Annotated in this window: 20 protein-coding genes; 12 read left to right on the top strand and 8 right to left on the bottom strand. The window is 32.9% G+C overall.

What is annotated here, in order from left to right; translation table 11 throughout:
• Nucleotides 1-262: 262 nt before the first annotated feature.
• The gene (locus MKY04_RS05990) at nt 263-445 is read right to left on the bottom strand and encodes an aspartyl-phosphate phosphatase Spo0E family protein (protein WP_126295561.1); all 183 of its coding nucleotides are present in this window, start codon (nt 443-445) and stop codon (nt 263-265) included.
• 92 nt (nt 446-537) lie between these two features.
• Complete coding sequence (locus MKY04_RS05985) at nt 538-726, bottom strand: hypothetical protein (RefSeq protein WP_346235517.1); 189 nt, start codon at nt 724-726, stop codon at nt 538-540.
• Nucleotides 727-848: 122 nt separating this feature from the next.
• Here MKY04_RS05985 and MKY04_RS05980 point away from each other — a divergent pair, with 122 nt between their 5' ends.
• The 3 genes from MKY04_RS05980 to MKY04_RS05970 all read left to right on the top strand — a co-directional run bounded on the left by MKY04_RS05980 (nt 849) and on the right by MKY04_RS05970 (nt 2606).
• On the top strand, nt 849-1040 hold the full coding sequence (locus MKY04_RS05980) for a YkvS family protein (protein ID WP_126295563.1): 192 nt from the start codon (nt 849-851) through the stop codon (nt 1038-1040).
• A 203-nt stretch (nt 1041-1243) separates the two neighbouring features.
• Complete coding sequence (locus MKY04_RS05975; protein ID WP_126295564.1) at nt 1244-1855, top strand: CPBP family intramembrane glutamic endopeptidase; 612 nt, start codon at nt 1244-1246, stop codon at nt 1853-1855.
• Nucleotides 1856-1940: 85 nt separating this feature from the next.
• Complete coding sequence (locus tag MKY04_RS05970) at nt 1941-2606, top strand: hypothetical protein (RefSeq protein ID WP_126295565.1); 666 nt, start codon at nt 1941-1943, stop codon at nt 2604-2606.
• 42 nt (nt 2607-2648) lie between these two features.
• On the opposite strand, the gene MKY04_RS05965 is transcribed toward MKY04_RS05970, so the two are convergent.
• The gene (locus MKY04_RS05965; protein WP_126295566.1) at nt 2649-3095 is read right to left on the bottom strand and encodes a MarR family winged helix-turn-helix transcriptional regulator; all 447 of its coding nucleotides are present in this window, start codon (nt 3093-3095) and stop codon (nt 2649-2651) included.
• An 85-nt stretch (nt 3096-3180) separates the two neighbouring features.
• Entirely contained in the window at nt 3181-4641 is a 1461-nt protein-coding gene (locus MKY04_RS05960) for an ATP-binding protein (RefSeq protein WP_126295567.1), read from the bottom strand.
• A gap of 705 nt (nt 4642-5346) precedes the next feature.
• Here MKY04_RS05960 and MKY04_RS05955 point away from each other — a divergent pair.
• From MKY04_RS05955 to MKY04_RS05935, 5 genes are all read left to right on the top strand, one after another.
• Nucleotides 5347-5751 (top strand): YkvA family protein, encoded by a 405-nt coding sequence (locus tag MKY04_RS05955; protein ID WP_126295568.1) that lies wholly within the window; start codon nt 5347-5349, stop codon nt 5749-5751.
• Between the two features lie 122 nt (nt 5752-5873).
• Entirely contained in the window at nt 5874-6263 is a 390-nt protein-coding gene (locus MKY04_RS05950; protein ID WP_126295569.1) for a YvaD family protein, read from the top strand.
• A gap of 358 nt (nt 6264-6621) precedes the next feature.
• Nucleotides 6622-7769, top strand: a protein-coding gene (locus MKY04_RS05945; protein ID WP_346235183.1) for an IS3 family transposase whose coding sequence is annotated in 2 segments (ribosomal slippage) — nt 6622-6895 and nt 6895-7769 — 1149 coding nt in all. Because the reading frame shifts where the segments join, the coding sequence is not laid out codon by codon here.
• 571 nt (nt 7770-8340) lie between these two features.
• Nucleotides 8341-9684: a serine hydroxymethyltransferase gene (glyA, locus tag MKY04_RS05940; RefSeq protein WP_126296346.1), complete on the top strand. Its 1344-nt coding sequence runs from the start codon at nt 8341-8343 to the stop codon at nt 9682-9684.
• A 45-nt stretch (nt 9685-9729) separates the two neighbouring features.
• Complete coding sequence (locus tag MKY04_RS05935) at nt 9730-10383, top strand: GntR family transcriptional regulator (protein WP_346235516.1); 654 nt, start codon at nt 9730-9732, stop codon at nt 10381-10383.
• A gap of 1068 nt (nt 10384-11451) precedes the next feature.
• On the opposite strand, the gene MKY04_RS05930 is transcribed toward MKY04_RS05935, so the two are convergent.
• Nucleotides 11452-11607, bottom strand: coding sequence for a hypothetical protein (locus tag MKY04_RS05930; RefSeq protein WP_346235515.1), 156 nt, complete (start codon nt 11605-11607; stop codon nt 11452-11454).
• Between the two features lie 387 nt (nt 11608-11994).
• Between MKY04_RS05930 and MKY04_RS05925 the strand changes: the two genes are divergently transcribed.
• The 3 genes from MKY04_RS05925 (at nt 11995) to MKY04_RS05915 (ending at nt 14910) form a co-directional block, all read left to right on the top strand.
• Nucleotides 11995-13203, top strand: a complete 1209-nt coding sequence (locus tag MKY04_RS05925) for an ISL3 family transposase (protein ID WP_346234717.1) — start codon at nt 11995-11997, stop codon at nt 13201-13203.
• Between the two features lie 211 nt (nt 13204-13414).
• On the top strand, nt 13415-14329 hold the full coding sequence (locus MKY04_RS05920; protein ID WP_126296343.1) for a helix-turn-helix transcriptional regulator: 915 nt from the start codon (nt 13415-13417) through the stop codon (nt 14327-14329).
• Nucleotides 14330-14406: 77 nt separating this feature from the next.
• Complete coding sequence (locus MKY04_RS05915) at nt 14407-14910, top strand: DinB family protein (protein ID WP_126296342.1); 504 nt, start codon at nt 14407-14409, stop codon at nt 14908-14910.
• 314 nt (nt 14911-15224) lie between these two features.
• Here MKY04_RS05915 and blaI read toward each other — a convergent pair whose 3' ends face one another.
• Nucleotides 15225-15614 carry a penicillinase repressor BlaI gene (gene blaI / locus MKY04_RS05910; RefSeq protein WP_126296060.1) on the bottom strand — a complete coding sequence of 130 codons (390 nt, stop codon included), beginning with the start codon at nt 15612-15614 and terminating at the stop codon, nt 15225-15227.
• 61 nt (nt 15615-15675) lie between these two features.
• Nucleotides 15676-17442, bottom strand: coding sequence for a BlaR1 family beta-lactam sensor/signal transducer (locus MKY04_RS05905; RefSeq protein ID WP_185807822.1), 1767 nt, complete (start codon nt 17440-17442; stop codon nt 15676-15678).
• Between the two features lie 348 nt (nt 17443-17790).
• Between MKY04_RS05905 and bla the strand changes: the two genes are divergently transcribed.
• Nucleotides 17791-18714: a class A beta-lactamase gene (bla, locus tag MKY04_RS05900; RefSeq protein WP_126296062.1), complete on the top strand. Its 924-nt coding sequence runs from the start codon at nt 17791-17793 to the stop codon at nt 18712-18714.
• Between the two features lie 511 nt (nt 18715-19225).
• Here the strand turns inward: bla and MKY04_RS05895 are convergent.
• On the bottom strand, nt 19226-19507 hold the full coding sequence (locus tag MKY04_RS05895; protein WP_221766341.1) for a GNAT family N-acetyltransferase: 282 nt from the start codon (nt 19505-19507) through the stop codon (nt 19226-19228).
• Between the last annotated feature and the right edge of the window lie 52 nt (nt 19508-19559).

Raw genomic sequence — 19559 nt, 5'->3', positions numbered from 1 at the left:
CATTAATAGTATGGAAATGCTTTTTGCGACGATTAAAACTTTTAATATAAAAAATGCAAATAAATCATTGATTCAAATATCAGCTGCAGCCTACATGAATAAATAGCACTTTTTTCACAATATTATTGATACAATATGTATTTTACAAAAAAAAGAGAGCAGCAAGCCGAAGCCTCTGCTCTTAAAGGGGGAAATGAGAATGTTGCTGTGTTCAAATATAATATCACCAACCTGTTAAAATTTTAAACAACTTTATAAAAATTTATTGGATATTTTTATACACATTATTTATTTTTCTGTAATTTTCACCATCATACTGATTCATAAGCTGATCTAATCTTTTGCTTAGACGAATTGTTTTTGGGTTTTGAAGACCGTTCTCAATTCCTGATTCAATCATCAATTGCCTTGTTTGTTCAAGTTTCTTCAAAAGGTTATTTTCCACAAAACCCCTCCTAATAATTCGTTGGTGTTCTCCTATTTTAATGTTTTTCTAGCCATTAAAGCAGCAAAATCATTAGACAAAGTTCGACACCCTTAACTTCTAGGCTTATCTAAAAACGTAAATATTACGTCTCCCCCTTGTTTTGCTTCACCACGAAAATGTTTAAACATTTCATCCTTCACCAACAACTCACGGAACTGCAAAAATTCTTCCTTAGGGATTTCTATACTATTTATTTCCCCCTTTTTTAACTGTTCAATCATATTTTTATATTTTTCCATATATTTCACCAATCTTTCCTGTAAAAAATAGTTAAAAATAATTAATTATTCAAATATCTCTTTACTTTTTTTGATTTTTCATGCACACTTTCAGAATATTAGTCGATAAGGAGCTGACTCTTATGAAAATAGCAGAAGTTGGAAATGTTGTCGAGTTTAAAGAAGGTCTACAAGGAATCGTGGAAAAAGTAAATGAAAATTCTGTCATTGTAGACTTAACAATTATGGAGAATTTCCACGAACTTGAAATAGAAGAGAAAACTGTTGTAAACCATAAACGATATAAGATTTTAAATCACCCGAATGAAATATAATCTACGAATTAAAGCAAACATTAAGGAGTTTTTACTCTCCAATATATAAACCGATTACTATCTTTTTACGATTTTTTTCTTAAATCCATTTGAATTTGAGAGCCTCTGACAGATAATGTATTAAATTTAATTTCCCTTTCTATCGTTAAAAAGATGATAGGGGAATTTTTTTTTGTTAATATATTAAAAAGGAGGTCAAGCATATGAGAATTACAAAACATTTAATCGGACTCCTTCTTTCATTATTATTCATTTATATCATGCTCTCTTACTCTTTTGAAGAATCCAAAGTCTTCTGGTATCTATACACGTTTACACTACTTGTCGGGATGTCCATAGCAATTATCTCCAATAAATTTAAAGACGAGCTTCCTACATGGAAGTATTTTATCTTTGGTATTGGATACGGAACCATTCTTTATGGGATAGTGCGTCTTGGATATATACTCCTTACTAATATCGATGGAAGTATTGCAAAATCAATTTCAAAATTCTTAGATACTTACGGCCCAACTAATATTTGGCACTATTTATTGCTTATCTTTATTGTTGTCGTCGGAGAAGAACTATTTTGGCGTGGATATGTTCAGCAGCAACTAAAAAAATGGATGTCACCAGCAATTGCTGTTATTATTACAAGTATTTTATTTGCATTGTCTGTTATCATCAGTGGATTTATTCCTGGTGCTGTAGCAGCACTATTCGCGGGGGTAATTTTAGGCACTCTTTATGAATGGAAACAAAGTATGCCGCTTATTATTATTGCCCATGAAGTATTTGTATTACTATTGTTTATGATTTTACCACTTTCATAATTTATCAATTTTATTCAAAATTAAAAATAATGATGTGAAACATTTCGTAATTTTAAACGTCTAACACATCAAGGAGGCTATTTTTATGAAAAAAAATATTCGTTTCTTCATAACGATATTTCTATCGATTATGGTACTAGCAGCGTGTAATACTGCGGAAAAGCCATCATCGGAGCCAGACAATGATTCAGTAACATCAAACGGCGATAATGATAATATTAACGCAGAAGAACAAACAAATGAAGAGGAACAAACAGATGAAGAGGAACAACAAGAAGGATCTACAACAGAGACAAATGAAGAAAGCACATCTATAACATTCACTTCAAATGACAAGGAATATACTGAAGATATTACGCCAATATCAGGTGAAACATATACACTACAAGCAATTCCAGGATTTGCACTAACTGCAGAAGAACCTGGCAAAGATATTTTGTATTATGAAAAAGATGATTCCGTTTCTATGCGTATTGAAGCAATTAATGAGTCTTACAGTGACTTAATTGCAAACACTGAAGAAACAATGGCGGTAATTAATGAACAATACGAACCATTTGATTTAGCACCATATATTTCAGAAGCAAATAATATAGAAAATTCAGCTGCATATATTGCTAATTTTGAAAATGAAGAAGTTATAGCGGTAGTTTTTGAAAAAGAAGACAAAATTGTAAGACTTACAATTTATGATAATGAAGAATACGATTTATCAGATGCTATGATTAAAATGGGCTTAACAATTGAGTAAAAAAAGGGGAAGCATTTGAGGCTTCCCCTTTTCTAATGGAACTTAATAAGACAAATCTTTTATAGACAACCCTAATTTTTTTAATAGTTCAATTGCTGTATCTTTTTCTTCTGGAGTAAGTACACTAAGCAATTCATGCAAATTTTTTTCATGCTCTGGAAACATCTGCTGCATAAATTTTGTACCTTCCTCAGTAATATCTGCAAATGTTACTCGTCGATCAGAAGGACAAGAGACACGTTTTAAGTAACCTCTTTTTTCTAACTTATCGATTACATAAGTAATTGAACCGCTTGCTAATAAAATCTTATTACCTATTTGTTGCAACGGCTGTCGTCCTTTATGATATAGCAGTTCCAGTACCGCAAATTCGGTTGGATTTAATCCTTTTTCATGAAAAAATTGATTTGTTACTTCATTAATTGCCTTATTTGCCCTTGATAAAACAATGTATAATTTAAGCGATTGCTTGATTTCTTTAGTTGACACGACAAATCATCCTTTACCAATATATAAATGAATTATAGCGATAAAGAGAAAGATTTGTCAAAAAACCTCTAGTTAAACTACATATTTAAACAACAGGCAAGCGGTTTAATAATTCATTTTTAAACCACAATTCAACAATCTTGTCATCATTTTCACCGCAAATTGATTCTTCACATATTGGCAAGCTAATTTTAAAGGTTGTCCCTACCCCGACAGTGCTCTCTACATTAATAGCACCATTATGCTCCTCAATTACTTTTTTTACTAAAGCTAAACCTAGACCTGTACCAGTTTCTTTCGTTGTATAAAACGGCGTAAATAAATGACTTAACTCCATCTCTGAAAGCCCTGGCCCTTCATCAATTACAGAAATTTGAACCCCACTATTTAAATTTTCTAGCTTTACTGTAATTGTTCCGCCATTCTGCATTACTTCTATTGCATTTTTCACGAGGTTAATAAGCATTTGTTTAAGACGATTATCATTTCCAATAATTTTTGTCTTATAATAATCATAGCTTTCAAGCTTGATAATGATATTGTTTGCTAATGCATGTTGTAGCATAAGCTCAACAACTTCTTCAACTACTTGAACAATTGAAATTTCTTTATACATTCTTTCTTTAGGCTTTGAAAGATATAACAATTCCGTTAAAATTGCTTCCATTCGTTGAAGTTCACTATCCATTACTTTTAAATATTTTTGACTATCATCTGGGGAACTTTGTTTTAATAATTGCACAAATCCTTTTAATGATGTCATTGGATTGCGTATTTCATGAGCGATACTTGCTGCCATCTGTCCAATTGAATTTAATGTTTCTTGTTGTTCCATTTTTTGTTTTAAGACTACTTTTTCAGTTTCATCTGTAATCGTTGTTACAATCAAATTCATTTTATAATTTAATTTACTTTCTAATCTAAAATAAACATCTTCGTTTTGCTGATTTATACTAGATACATTTATTGATGCTCGTCCACAATTTATTAAATTTGCAAAATATTGAAGTTTATTAAACTGATAGTCAACAAAATTAATAAATATTGATTCATGCTGTTTATTAATAATTTTACTTTTTTCGCACTGTAAATATTGTAATGCTTTGTCATTTACATCAACAATATCACCATTAATATTAGTAAATAATATTCCGTGTGTAATATCATTAAACATTGAATAAATTTCATGTTTACCAGTTTCTAAAACATTATTTTCAAATTTTGCAGGTGAAATTCTAGCAAAAATCAAATTTTTACCTTCATGGTAATAGCCAATTAAATAAAACTCTTGATATTTTCCTGCACCAACATGAATATTTAATTTACAAAATCCACCCATTTCTGAGCGAATCTTATCTAAAAATAAAGACCAACGATTTTTTGAATGCTCGTCCATTGGCAATTGCTTTGTATTTTTATCTATATTTAATAATTGCGCTGCAAAGTCATTAATTGACTCGATTTGACAAGAAGTATTTAAAATCAGTAATGGATCTTTAACGGTTTGAAACAACTTCCTAAAAATAGGACTAACAGTTTTCACCATTTCGCAAACACCAATCCTTCCATTTGGAAAATACCCTCTCTATTTCACGCAAATCTTTTACATTTATTCTATTATTGACACAAAACAATTATGACTTAATTTATTCTTTATTTACAAAATTTTCTTAATTTAGAATTATAACAAATTATTTCATAAATTTTTTGGTAATAAAATGGGTAAAAAAACTCAATTTTCACATTTTCAACACTTTTTTTTATTACTTTTATGTTAAGTATATTAAATAAATGTGTTATATGTGAAATTTGATCTAAGCAATTATACCTTTTTTAAAGCGCTTTCATAATACTCTTGAGTATATCCTTTTACCTAACAACTTAAAAACAACGATAAGTTTCTATAAAAATTTATCATCCTTTATAATCAGCCACAAATTTTGTAGAAAGGAATATATTTTTCGAATATTATTACTAGTACTATATATATATAAATATTTCCTTATTTTAACTTAAGGTAAAATAAATGGATAATATTTACGATATTAGTTACATTGATGTATAAAAACTAAGTTACATGGATTTTTAATCTCAGGAGTAAACGGCTTCAACATATTAATGGAACAAGTTGATGAGATTTTTAAAAGATTAAAAGCTCAAAGATACATAAGAAATTTCAAATAAGTCGTTTTTTAAGCGGGATTTTGGAAACTGTTTGTATCCTTTCTTATTTAAAGGAGACTTAACTATAGTGAAACAACAAAACACATTAACTAAATTGAAGAATTTTGCAGGAAACTTAAAACAAAATTTATTCGTACTATATCTTTCATATAAGGATGATAGAGTTCCTTGGTATGCTAAAGTATTTGCTATTTGTGTAGTAGCCTATGCTTTTAGTCCGATAGATTTAATTCCAGATTTCATTCCAGTGCTAGGTTATCTTGATGATTTAATCATAGTTCCCATTGGAATTTTCTTGGCCTTAAAACTAATCCCACCACATGTAATCGAAGAGTATAGATTTAGAGCAGAAGAAATAAAGAAAAATGGAAAACCTAAAAATTGGTATGTTGGTATCCTTTTTATATTGATTTGGGCAGCATTTATAATTTGGATTGGTAATATAATAATAAATTTATTTCAGCAGCCATGATAATAAACGTAAATCATATCAAAAAGTATCGGTATTTAGCCATCTTTACTTTACTTTTCATTTCTATGAAACCATTCTTGCCTCCAAACGTATTTACTAGATAAATTGTTAGGAGGAGAAAAATGAAATCGCTTCGTTATTTTTTTTGGGTAACTGATATAGGTTTTGTAATATATTGGGTCATCACTTTATTACATATTATTCCCGATAAGTATCTGTTTAAGGATTATAACAATCCTATTCTTTCTGCTTGGAACTGGTCATTCTTTCCCCTTGATTTACTAATTTCAATAACTGGGTTCATAAGTTTATATTTTTATAAAAAAGGATATCCCTCTTGGACTAAAATAGCTATTATATCTTTAGTATTAACATCTTGTTCTGGCCTTCAAGCAATTTCATTCTGGATAATTAGAAGTGACTTCGATCCATCATGGTGGATCCCTAATTTATTTTTATTAATCTATCCAATGTTTTTTCTGCCTGGCCTCATTAAAGAAAATCAGAAATAAAGTATGTTGACCTTTCATACGCAGTTACTAAATTTACCATTATTTAAAATTGAACTCTAATTTGTTATAAGAAAACCTGCTTAGGACTAGCTTAGTTTCAGATAAATTACTATTGTATATGAATCACTTTATAGTTTAATTAAATTTGCATTCTTACTTTGAGACAGGTCTGATAGAAATTATCTATTTATTCAATTTACCATTTAAATGAAACTGGATTTAATTTTCAAAAGCATTATTAAAATAATTGTAGAATGCTGCTATATTTTCGGCGGTCCTAAAAATGAGACAAATAAAAACACCTTTCGTTGAAAAACGGGTATTAAACCTATAAATCCAACGTGGAGGTGTTTTTTCTATGGGAACAAGAGTTAGTTATCCAGTAGAAATTAAAATGAAAGCAATCGAAATGAGGTTAGCAGGAATACCTGTTAATCAAGTTTTAGAAGAATTGAATATTCGAAATTATACACAACTAAAAACGTGGATGAAGTGGTATCGAAATGGAGAACTTCATCGCCTTGAACAGCCAGTTGGAAAGCAATATACCTTTGGTAAAGGACCAGAATATGAAAATGAAACAGCTAAATTAAAGGCTGAGAATCGTTATTTAAAGCAACAAATTGAAGTTTTAAAAAAGTACGCAGAATTGGAAAGGAAGTGGTGCCAAGAATAGTTGTGCAATTGGTAGAAGAACTAAAAGAAGTCATGACAATTGGTGAAATCTGTGACCACTTGGGGGTAGGTAGATCATCTTATTATCGTTGGAAAAAGAATAATAACGTTGAAACAAAGAAAGATATTCGGGATAAGAGAATTGGTGAGTTGTGTAAACTTCATAAATATCGATACGGATACCGAAAAATCACAAGCATTTATGGAGAACCGATAAGTGAAAATACAGTACAAAAAGTAATGCAAAAATATAATTGGCAGTGTCGAGTAAAAGTGAAGAAACGTAAAAGCACTGGACAACCAGCATACGTCGCACCGAATTTATTAAATCGTGAATTTACAGCGGAAGCACCATTTGAAAAGTTAGTAACAGATATTACCTACTTGCCTTTTGGTCAATCAATGATGTATCTTTCAAGTATTCTAGATGTCTTTAATGGCGAGATTGTAGCGCGTACAATCGGATTTACTCAAGATACAGAGTTTGTTTTAGATACATTAAATCAGCTACCAGAATTACCTGAAGGCTGTATCCTGCATAGCGATCAAGGTTCTGTATATACGTCCTATGACTATCAAAAGGCAGTAAAAGAAAAAAGAATTACCATGAGCATGTCTCGTAAAGGCACGCCCGCTGATAATTCTCCAATTGAAACGTTTCACTCCTCGCTAAAGTCTGAAACGTTCTATCTCGACGGAATCAATCGCACAACGAATGCGCATGTGATCCAAATCGTCGAAAACTATATAAATTATTATAACAATATCCGTATTCAAACGAAACTAAACAGCCAATCGCCGGTAAAATACCGCCAACTAACTGTAAAGTAGGGTGTTTTCTTATTGTCTCAAAAAGGATGGTAAGTACCTAATCGTGAGGTGTTTTTCTCTGGGAACAAGAGTCAGTTATCGAATTGAAATCAATGGAAATATGAGTATTGGTTTTACAAAATATACGAAAAGATTACATATTAATAATGCCTTCAAGTCACAAACCTTGTCCGTTAATCCGATTCCTTTGGCAAAAGTAACTTTGACCGGCTAAAAGATCAGATTAATTTATACTTCTGCGTTTTTTATAAAAAACCCCCAATATAATGAATCAGTATTAAATATACTCTAAACTTGGTACCCCTATAGCTTTTAATTGAATTTGGGGTTTACTCTTTTATTCACCCTATTTTCAAAGTTAATCCCTTATGTAACCTACATCATTTAGATCGATAGTTAGTATTAAATAAACATATCGACTTATTTCCGTTAAACACTTCAATATAAGGAAAATTCTAAAAATTCAGTTGACTACAAACTTGTTAACCGATATATTGGTTTATAGGTGAATGATGTTTTCACCAATTTATTGGATTGAATCTATTTTTATATGAGAAAGGAGTTTTACGAAATGAACAACGCAACACCGACAACTACTTACAATGAAGTACATGACCAGAAAGTTTTGGAATGGGCGCGAAATTTACTTGACCAATGTTCATCTCCACGCCTAATGCAATTGGAAGTAATCAATGCTGTTGAAAGAAATGCGGTTTACAGAGGGGAAGAGTGTCTCAACTTGCTTGCCCCTGAGGCTCCTACCAGTCCGACAGTAAGAAAACTATTATCCGCTGAAGTTGGTACTCGTGCTGCTGAGGGTCATATCGGACCAACGGCAAGATGGTTTGCGGGAACTAAGTATATTGACGAGATTGAATCACTTTGTGTTGAACTTTTGAAAAAAGTATTCCGTTGTAATTATGCAGATCATAGACTTGTAGCCAGTATGATTGGAAATATGACAGTATATGCCGCTTTAACAAAACCTGGTGATAATATAATGACTATATCCCAGCCTTTAGGCGGCCATTCAAGCAATCGAATTGATGGACCTGCGGGTATTAGAGGCTTAAACATTTATGATATCCCGATGGATCCTGTTGACTTAGTAGTTGACTTAGACAAATTTGCAGCAGAGGCACGGAAAATCAAACCTGTTTTAGTTACACTAGGAGCATCCATGACCTTATTCCCTTTCCCTATTAAAGAAATGGCGTCGATTGTAAAGGAATGGGATGGAAAGATTTTCTTTGATGGCGCACACCAATTAGGACTAATCGGTGGAGGTCAATTCCAAGATCCTTTGAGAGAGGGAGCTTGTATCGTTACAGGCTCAGCTGGTAAAACCTTTAGTGGTCCGCAAAGCGGAATCATTATTTGGGATGATCCAAGTTTGACTAAGCCTGTGACGGATGTAATTTTCCCAGCACTAGCTGCTACTCACCAAGTTAATAGAGTTGCAGCCTTAGCAGCTTCTGCAGCTGAGTTTTTAGCATATGGGGAAGAATACATGGCGCAAATTGTAAAAAATGCACAGGCATTAGGGAAGGAACTGCACGACCGGGGTATAAAAGTGTTAGGAGCACATAAAGGCTTTACCACTACACATCAAGTAATCTTAGATGTAAAAAGTTTTGGCGGTGGTTTGGAGGTTGCTCATCTACTAGCAGAAGCAAACATCATTACCAATAAAAATTTAATTCCTAGTGATCGGCCTGAGGATTGGGATTACCCTAGTGGTTTAAGGATCGGAACAATTGAGATTACTAGACTTGGAATGAAAGAAAGTGATATGGCAACAATTGCTGATTTTATTGTAAATATTCTTAACGGAAGAGAAAACACTGAGAATGTAAGAAAGAAAGTCATCGAGATGCGCAAATCCTTTAACAAAATCCACTATTGCTTTGACTAGTTTCTGTTTATTGACACTGTTTTTTTCTAGGTATATATTAACTTTATGAAAAATATAAAAAAAATTACTCGTCCTCCATTAAGAGATGAAATTTACAATCAATTAAAACATGCTATCATTACGTTGCAATTCCAGCCTGGAGAGCGTATTAAAGATACTGATTTTGCCGAACAATTCGGAACAAGCCGCACACCAGTCAGAGAAGCACTTAAAAGACTAGAAACAGAAGGCTTGGTGGAGTCTCTGCCAGGTTCTCTAACAAGGGTAACGTTGTTAAATGAGAAGGAAGCAAAACATGCTTTTACAGTGGTTGCAGCACTTCATAGTCTAGCTACGAGATTAGCTGTTCCTTTACTGGATCAAAGTCACATTTCTTTATTAGAAAAATACAATGAACAACTAAGGAGCTCTCTTGAAGAAAAAGATAGCATTAATGCTGTACTTGCGGATGATTGTTTTCACGATGTCTTTATCCTTGCCTCCCAAAACACAGAAATTTCATTAGCTTTAGAACGAGTTATTCCAAAAGTAAGGCGTCTTGAATTTGCCAAGTTCAAAACACTGGAGGGACTCTCCTCCGTCCAGCAGCATAAAGAAATTATTGAAGCATGTAAGCACAAGGATGTTGAACTGGCTGCAAGTTTAGTGCAAGAGAATTGGCTAAGTTTAGGAAGATTGCTAACAGGTGAATCATTATAGGAGTAAAATGGGGACATTTCAAAGGGTATGAGATGTCCCTTTTCTGCTACGAAAGGCAAGGCCGACTTTCGCAATCAGGCGCTTTCTGTACCGAAAGCGCCTGATTGCCAAAAGCTAATTTATCTTACAACAGAATTTATTCAAAAGTTTAACCTAGACATCTAACAATTGTTCACACGCTGGCCCTTTCATGCAAAAAAGCGCAAATATCTACTCTGGAAATGCGCCCTATAAAGGGAAAACTATAAACTACTTAACTCTCCTTGAATTAATAAGTTTTAGCCAAAAATCCTTTTGGCTTATTTTTTTACTGTTTAAATATAATTCCAAACTAAACATAACTAAAAATATTGTGGGAAAAATTATGGAAAATGTATTTTTATATAGGATAGATGTACTCAATAAGATAATAATAATAATAATGTTTACTAGACGTACTAACATACCGCATTTTTTACTGATATTGAAAAAATCTTCAAGGATGGTAAGGAAATAAAAAGATCCGAAAAGTAAATGATATTCAACAATTATCACAACTTCTATATCGTAAAAAGCAAGTGGAATACCGAAAAGAATTAGACCAATCAAATAGACAATCAACGGTACATACTTCATATATTTAAACAAATCTAACAAGCACACCCCCTCTTTTGTAATATATTAACAGTTATTACGTTATTAGGGGAGTGCTATGTGGTAATAATTAAAAACGTCTACCCATCCCCATGTTAAACATGTTCACCATAAAACGCCCTTAAATGAAAATAGACGCATTCCTTATTAGAGAATTGCTCCCTTAATTAATTAACTAAAATTTATTTCCAATACCACTTAACCCTATTCAATCGAAACTGCCCGTTTGCTAAAAAAATCTTTACAAGCATACTTTCTTGTTCTAAAGTATGCTTCATGATCTTCCTTAATTATTAAGTTTCATAAATATCGGTGCTACTCTGCAAGGCTGTATGTCTATTTTCTGCCATACATTTGCCACCACATAAGGTTCAACCTTCAGCCAATTATTCAACTCTTCTATCGATGGATAATCCACTACCATCATCGATCCTATCATTTTCCATCATCATCAAGTATAGCGGCACCGTATAAATGCTGGCCTTCTTTCACTCTCTTTTCCACTGATTTTAAATGATCCTCCCTTGCCATTAATCTTCTATCGATTGCTTTATCATCAGTGCCATCATAAGCTGTAATTATGTATTGCATTCATCTCCATCTCCTTTACAATTGTCAATTTCTCTAGTTCATCTTAAAAATTGTGACTATACATTAATGCTTATCATGTTCATTAGAGGGGTTGTTTTGTTTACCAGAAAATACCATTGTAGATTAATTCATTATCCATGACTAATTATATCAATATTTCATGATTTTCCTGAACTATGCAGGAGGATTAAAATTGATATAATAGAAAGTTATAGAAATAACCTGATATTTTTAAAGGTTGGATAAATTCATTGAAATACTAGAAAAAATGGTTCTATAATAAATGTTGGGGTTTTTAAACAATTTCTAAAATAAAAATGCACAACATCACCTATTTTACTATACTTGAATTGACGAGAAACAAGTAGTAAAGGTGAGTTGTGCAATATGAATTTTAACATGCATTTACCAGGATTAAAAGGAGTAAACCTTGAGGAAATTGTTGAACAAGAAAATAGAATTTTAGTGTATATTTCAATACCCATAAAAGAACACATTTGTCCAGCATGTGGTGAAAAGACGTCGAAAGTACATGACTATCGAATGCGTAAGATTGGGCATCTTCCAATGTGGGGACGTTCAACGCAATTGATGTATAAATGCCGCCGTTATCGTTGTATTTGTGGGAAGCGATTTGCCGAAAAGGCCCCATTTGTTGAGCGTTACCAGCGTTTTTCTAAGGAAACAAATCAAGCCATGATTATTCAATCGGTTAAATCAAAAACATTTAAAGATGCTGCAATGATACTCAGTACATCCATTTCAACGATACTACGTAGATTCAATAAACAGACAAAAGCAGCGTTACCAGAAGGGTTTCGTTTACCAAAGGCGATTGCCATTGATGAATATAAAGCAGATACAGATGCCGGGGAATATCAGCTAATTATAGCAAATGCGGAAACACATGAACCAATTGATATTTTGCCGAATCGGCGACTACAAACGATAAAAACATATTTACAAAAATATGGACAAGATGTAGAAATTGTTGTGATGGACATGAATGGAAGCTTTAAAGCAGCTGTCCATCAAGCATTAGCAAAGCCAATCATTGTAGCGGATCGATTCCATTATTGTCGTTATATTCATTGGGCTTTAGATGACGTCAGAAGGAAAGTTCAAAAAGAAATGCATGCTTATGATCGCAAAAAATGTAAACGTATGCGATTTGTTTTACATAAAAACTCTGCAAAATTAACAGAAGATGAGCGTTGGTATTTAAACCGTTATCTTGGATTATCACCTGAATTAAAAAAAGCCTATGAGTTAAAAGAAGCGTATAAAAAGTGGTTTACACAAGCTAAGGAAGAGAAGAATATTCAAAAGGTGAAGGAAGGTTTAGAAGCGTTTTACCGCAAGGTAGAAGAGGCAAACATTCCATCTTTTATAAAACGTATTCAAACGATAAAAAACTGGCAGGTAGAAATCTTAAATAGCTTTGTCTTTAACTATTCAAACGGGTTTTTAGAAGGTATTAACAATAAATCAAAAGTGCTCAAGCGAAATGCTTATGGCTTCCGCAAATATGAGCACTTTAAAGCAAAAATATTATTAGGTCACATGTATAGAAAAATAGGGTTGTATGTTGGGTGAGGGAGCGAAGCGAGCCGCGACCTACCCATACATTCCTTCCTCGCTACGCTTCGGAAGAAATGTATGGGCAGGAAAAGTTAATCTTATACTCAAATTCTCTTGTTCTCTCAAGTGTTACCCCAACATTTGACAAAGGACCGAAAAAATAAAATGTACATCTGTAGGATGACAATGCTCGCTTAATCAATTACCTAAGGAGAGGAAATGAGAATTGAAATTAGAACGTTTGATATCAATCATATTCAAGCTCTTAAATAATGAAATTTTGTCGGCATCTAGTTTAGCTGAGGAATTTCAAGTATCATCGCGGACAATTTATAGAGACATCGAAGCTATTTGTGCTGCTGGAATACCTGTCGTTTCTTACCAAGGTACTAACGGAGGGTTTGGTATAATAGAAGGATACAAATTTGATAAAAGCTTAATGAGTTCTTATGATATATTGAATCTAATCACAGTATTAAGTAGTTTATCGAGTATTTTTGAAGAGAAGGAATTTGAATATACGATAGATAGATTAAAACTACTTGATACAAGTAATGGCGATAACACTTTATTGGTTGACTTGGAAAGCCATAGAACAGAACCAAATTCATTAATGGGTTTACGAAAAGCAATAAATGAAAAAAGGGTAATCCGCTTTGATTATGTAAATTACAAAAATGAATTTACATCACGGGAATTAGAACCTATTTATCTTCATTATAAGTTTCGTAACTGGTATATATATGGTTATTGTAGAGAGCGTCAGAATTATAGAGAATTTAGAGTTTCACGTATGATGAGTATTACTTTAACACAAGAAAAGTTTCTACAAAAGCACGTAATGAAAGGTGATTTATCTTATTCAGACTGTAGTCTAGAAGGGGTTGAGGATGTAGTAATCTGGGTGAATCATAATTCCTTAGCAGAAGCATTGGACCAATTCCAGATTTCTTCAAAAGTCATAAACAGTGATGGAAGCATGACAATTACAATTTCTGTTTATCAACCTCTACATGCTGGGTGGCTTAAATCTATTCTTTTAAGCTTCGGGAGTCGGGTTAAAATTATAAAACCTGTAGAACTGCAATCAATTTTAATAGATGAGGCAAAAAAATTAATTAAAGTTTATAAAGATATATGACAACATGCTGTCATATATCTTTTTTTATAATTCAAATATACATTTTTAAAATCTGGTTGTTAAGGAGTAGATGTTAAATGAATCATGCAAAAAATATGTACGAGTACCATGTTTGGGCTAATAAGGTATTATTAGAAAGAATAAAAGAATTACCAAGCAATGTCCTATATGAAGAGGTTAGTAGTTCATATCCAACTATTGCTCAAACGTTTGCTCACATCTATGTGGTAGATGTTATGTGGTTACAAGTACTTAAAGGAATTGATATGCAAGAAGCATTGGAAGCTTCTAAGGCTTTCTTAGAAAGGACTAAGTTATATTCTGTAGAAGAATTTGTTAAGTCTTATGAGGAGCTAGCTTCACATTATGAAGAATGGATGAGTAGCCAAAAAGATTTAGAAAGAAAATTTAATTTGAATAATCCTTGGACAGGTACTAGAGAAACTACTTATTCAGAAATTTTATTTCATGTTGTTAATCATGGTACTTATCATCGAGGCAACATAACAACAATGTTAAGACAGCAGGGGTACGCTTCAACAATGAATGACTTCTCTTTATATTGGTATCAGGTTAAATAATACCTGCAAATTAATGATGACTTATATCTGGAGTCGCCGTCCAATTTGTACAATAAATGTTCTTTAATTAGACTAACTAAGCCATAAAATAACTGGCCAAACAAAAAAGCCGAATTCCTTATTGATCAGGAAGTTGGCTTTTTTAGGTTGAAATTCGTTTAATCGTACTGAATGTTCGATACCCAGTTAAAAACTCTAGATGTAAAAACCATCTAGAAAAATATTATAAATGCAAAAGAAATACACAATGACTTGACAGTTATTTTACTAAAATCCATACGACAAAAAAGAATGTCTTAAAATATTTGCATTCTTTAATGAGGTTGTTTTTTCTGCTTTGGATCCAAAATGGAACGTAATTCCTGGATATCCTCTTCGGATAAGGAGTCTTCCTGGATAAACTGGACCAACATTGACTTCAGTGCTCCACCATAAATTCGTTTAACAAAAGATTCCGCCTCCGCATGCTGGCATTCGTCCTGCGAATATAGTGGGAAAAAAGTATAAATCCTTTGTTCTTTATTCACACCAACTACATTTTTTTTGACAAGACGATCTAAGAGAGTACGTATGGTTTTAGGTTTCCAATCTGTCCGTTCCTGTAGAGTGGAAATCACATCATTAGCAGTAAGTGGTGCCTCTTCCCAGAGTACCGTCATAATTTCCCATTCAGATTCAGAGATACTAGGAATTTTTTTAGACATTCTGTTCCACCTCCTTTTGTAGCTCAAAAGATTTTCGTAGTATCTTTTTATCAAGCTTTACTTAATATATTCCCTTGTCCTTCAAAATGGATAAGGTCATTTCGGCTGCCCTTTCTCCAGAGGCATTTTCTTCATTCTGTATATTTGTTGCAAAGAAATACGTATTTTCTCCGTTCTCTACATATCCGATAAACCAACCATTTATTTCTTTGCCATTGACGGTGCCTGTTCCCGTTTTTCCATAAAGAATCTTTTCATTTTTTTCCTCGAGTTTAATTGCCTCTTTAACGGTTTGAATGTTTTTTTCCTTAAACCCTAATTGATTTGTATACAAATCCTTTAATAATTGTACCTGTTCCACTGGAGAAATTTTTAATGATGATTCTAGCCAAAATTCATTGATTCCTCCAGACATGTCTAAATTACCATAATTGATTCGTTTCAAATAAGAATGGATAATCCCAGCCTTGGTTCTTTTATCTAATTCCTGAAAATACCAAGTCACTGAATTTTTCATCGCCGTCGTTAAATTTTGTTCCGAATTCCAAGAATCAAAGGGATATTGTGTGCCATTCCATTTTATCGTAGAGTTTTCATTTGATATGATTTTTGATTCCAGTCCAAACAATGCACTATAAATCTTATAAGTAGAATTCGGAGATACTCTCAAAGTACTTTTATTTTTATTATATATTTGATACTGATCAGTCTGGATATCATATAAGACAAAGCTCCCATCATAGCCGGTAAAATGCTCACTTAGGTCCATATAAAGAGCCTTTTCATCTTTAAAATCATAATGATTATTATCATTAGCCATGGCAGAAATTAACGGAATCTGACTAGCAACCAATACCCCTAAAATAGTAAAAATCGCTTTACTTTTTAGCTTCAAAATCTTTGATTCTTTTTTATAGGAAGCAATACGTTCTATGCGACTTTTAATTTGCTTTTTGGAGCCATGAAATTGATTAGCTAAAATAAAGTTTTTCTGTCGTGAAACTTTGGCTATAAAATTAATGATTGTTATCCCATATTCTCTATGACAATTCTCATCTAAGGAACTTAATACCGCATAATCACAGGCAATTTCACGATCTAATCTCATTTTTCGAAAAGCAATCCAAACTAGTGGATTGAACCAGTAAATGATTTGAAAAATAACGATGAGATAATTCGTAGCTATATCCTTAGATTTATAATGATTAAGCTCATGCAAAAAAATATATTTGATTTCATCCATAGACAGCCATTCGTCAAAATTGCCAGGCAACACGACATAATTTCTGAAAATGCCAAATGTCATCGGAGATTTGACATACGGTGATTCCCCTACAACTAAATTTCCCGATATATTCAATTGCTCTTTGCACTGTTCAAACAAAAACTGCACGCCTTTATTTTCCAAAGGGTATGTTGTTCTTTTAATTTTTTTTACTTCAAGCCATGCCTTTACTGCCAGAACGGTCATGGTAAGCAGCCCAGCGATCCATATACAAGCTGTAATGATATTTAGATATTCCAGATTATACCGATTGACAGATATGGAATAGTCCTGAATCCAATTTGAGTGTTGAATATCCTCTGTAATCATATTGGAAGGACTTGTTCCGTTACTTTGGTTGACATCCAAAGCACTATAGGAATATTCAAAAGGTAATAATTGAACTGGAATAAAAGGCAGTATCAATGCAAACAACAATAAAAACCATAAATTATATTGCCCTTTTGGTGATAATTGTTTTTGGAATACTCTCCTCACCAGTATAATTCCTGAAATGGTTAAAGAAGACACTATAAAACAGATAATAAAGTATGTAAAAAACATGTTATTAACCTCCATGTCTCACCGGTCACACTAAAAATTCCTCGGACTTTGTTGCTTTCTACTTAAAGCGGAAAGTTAAATAAAAACTTTTTCATAAATATAACCACTTCCCAGAATTACAACTGTAATATTCAAATAATATCACGCCAGTTCCAGTTTATCAATCTATCCTATTTAGAGAAATATTTTGATTCTTAAAGGTTGACCAAAACAGATTACGAATGTAATATTGTATTACACGTGTAATACTTGTATTGAGAAAGGTGGAGATTTAATCGATTCAAGCCAGTAAAACGCCGATGAATAAACTTTGAAATATATCATTTAATAGAAAAGAGGTTATGATTAATGCATACATTATGCAGACTACATAAACATAAAGGAACCCTCCTTATATCAATATTCATTCTAATCATGCTAGCTGGTTGCACGAATGCTGCCACTTCACCTGCTCCCCCGCCCGAACAGGAAACCAAAGAGGAAGCAGGAGTTCATGCAGAAGAGACATTTAGACAACTTGAGAGTCAGTTCGATGCCCGCTTGGGAGTATATGCAATCGATACTGAAACGGGTAAGAGTACCTCCTATCGAGCAGATGAGAGGTTCGCCTTTGCTTCTACTTACAAAGCACTTGCTGCAGGTGCAATTCTTGAACAGAAATCATTGAATGAGCTTGATGAAATGATTACTTACACGAAGGATGATTTGGTCACATATTCACCGATCACAGAGAAACACGTAGATACAGGATTGTCTCTAAAAGATATTGCAGAGGCTGCAATCCGCTACAGCGACAATACAGCAGGGAACCTACTTTTCAATAAACTGGGAGGTCCTGCAGGATTTGAATCTGCACTTAGGAATATTGGAGATATGGTTACAGAGTCAGATCGCTTCGAGCCTGATTTGAACTTCATAGTTCCAGGAGACACCCGTGACACAAGTACACCGAGAGCACTTGCCACAAGTCTGCAAACATACGTGATTAGTGACTTGCTTCCTTCAGAAAAGCAGGCACTCATAAAAGATTGGTTAGTTGGGAACACCACTGGAGATACACTAATCCGAGCTGGTGTACCTAAAGACTGGGTCGTTGGTGATAAGAGTGGTGCAGGAAGTTACGGCACAAGAAATGACATTGCAATTGTTTGGCCACCTGATCGTGATCCAATTGTCATCGCTATTCTATCTGACCGTAATATTGAGGACGCTACTTATGACGATGCTCTTATTGCAGAGGCAGCAAAAATCGTAATAAACGCTCTAAAATAAATAATATACAAATAAGACGGAAGCTTACTAGTATATATCGTTATCGGAACTAGCTATACCTTTAATTTATTTAAAATATATAGGTGTTATTTTTCACAACTAATTTTAAAACCCAGCTACTTTCATGCGAAAGATTAGCTGGGTTTATTAATTATTTTCCCATTCATTTATTCAAGAATATAAACGCATCCATTAGTAATATAACGAACTAATAGCTTTTTCCACTTTCTAGTTACCATAAAAATTCGGAAAATCAAATACATGTTCTGTTTTCATCAAAAATAAAGGTGTAGTTTTCCCAGTAGCTATGAACATTAGATATTTCTATCTCCTCCATTGAGTTGAAGAATACAGATATTAGTAAGATTGAGGTAACATTTTAATAAAGTACTTTGGGGATTCAGTAAACCCTTGTCGCATATAAAACCTATGTGCCTCTTTTCTCCTTGAATGGCAATGCACTTCAATTCTATCACAATTTCTTTTAATAGCTAAATTAGTACAATATTCTTCACATCTTACGCCCTATTCCCTTACTTCTAATGTTTTTATCAACTGCAAAATAACTTATTCTTGCGAAATCTCCCTTTACAGCTAATTGTGGTATAAAATGAACTGAAATGAAGGCAATGACATTTTTTTCTTCTTCAAATACCAATAATTCCTCATTCGGGTCCATAAGAAGTATTTGAACTTTTTCTTTTAAAAAAGGTTCGGTATTTGGATAATCCAACTGGTTTAATAACAAAGAAATCTGCTTGCAATCATCAATACATGCTTTTCTAATCCCCATTCATTCCACTCCTCAAATTTTCAACTGTTCCTTATTATATTTATATTCATCT

The organism is Lysinibacillus telephonicus (genome assembly GCF_039654155.1).
Classification (GTDB): Bacteria; Bacillota; Bacilli; order Bacillales_A; family Planococcaceae; genus Ureibacillus; species Ureibacillus telephonicus.
This window is presented reverse-complemented; position numbering and strand designations above follow the sequence as displayed.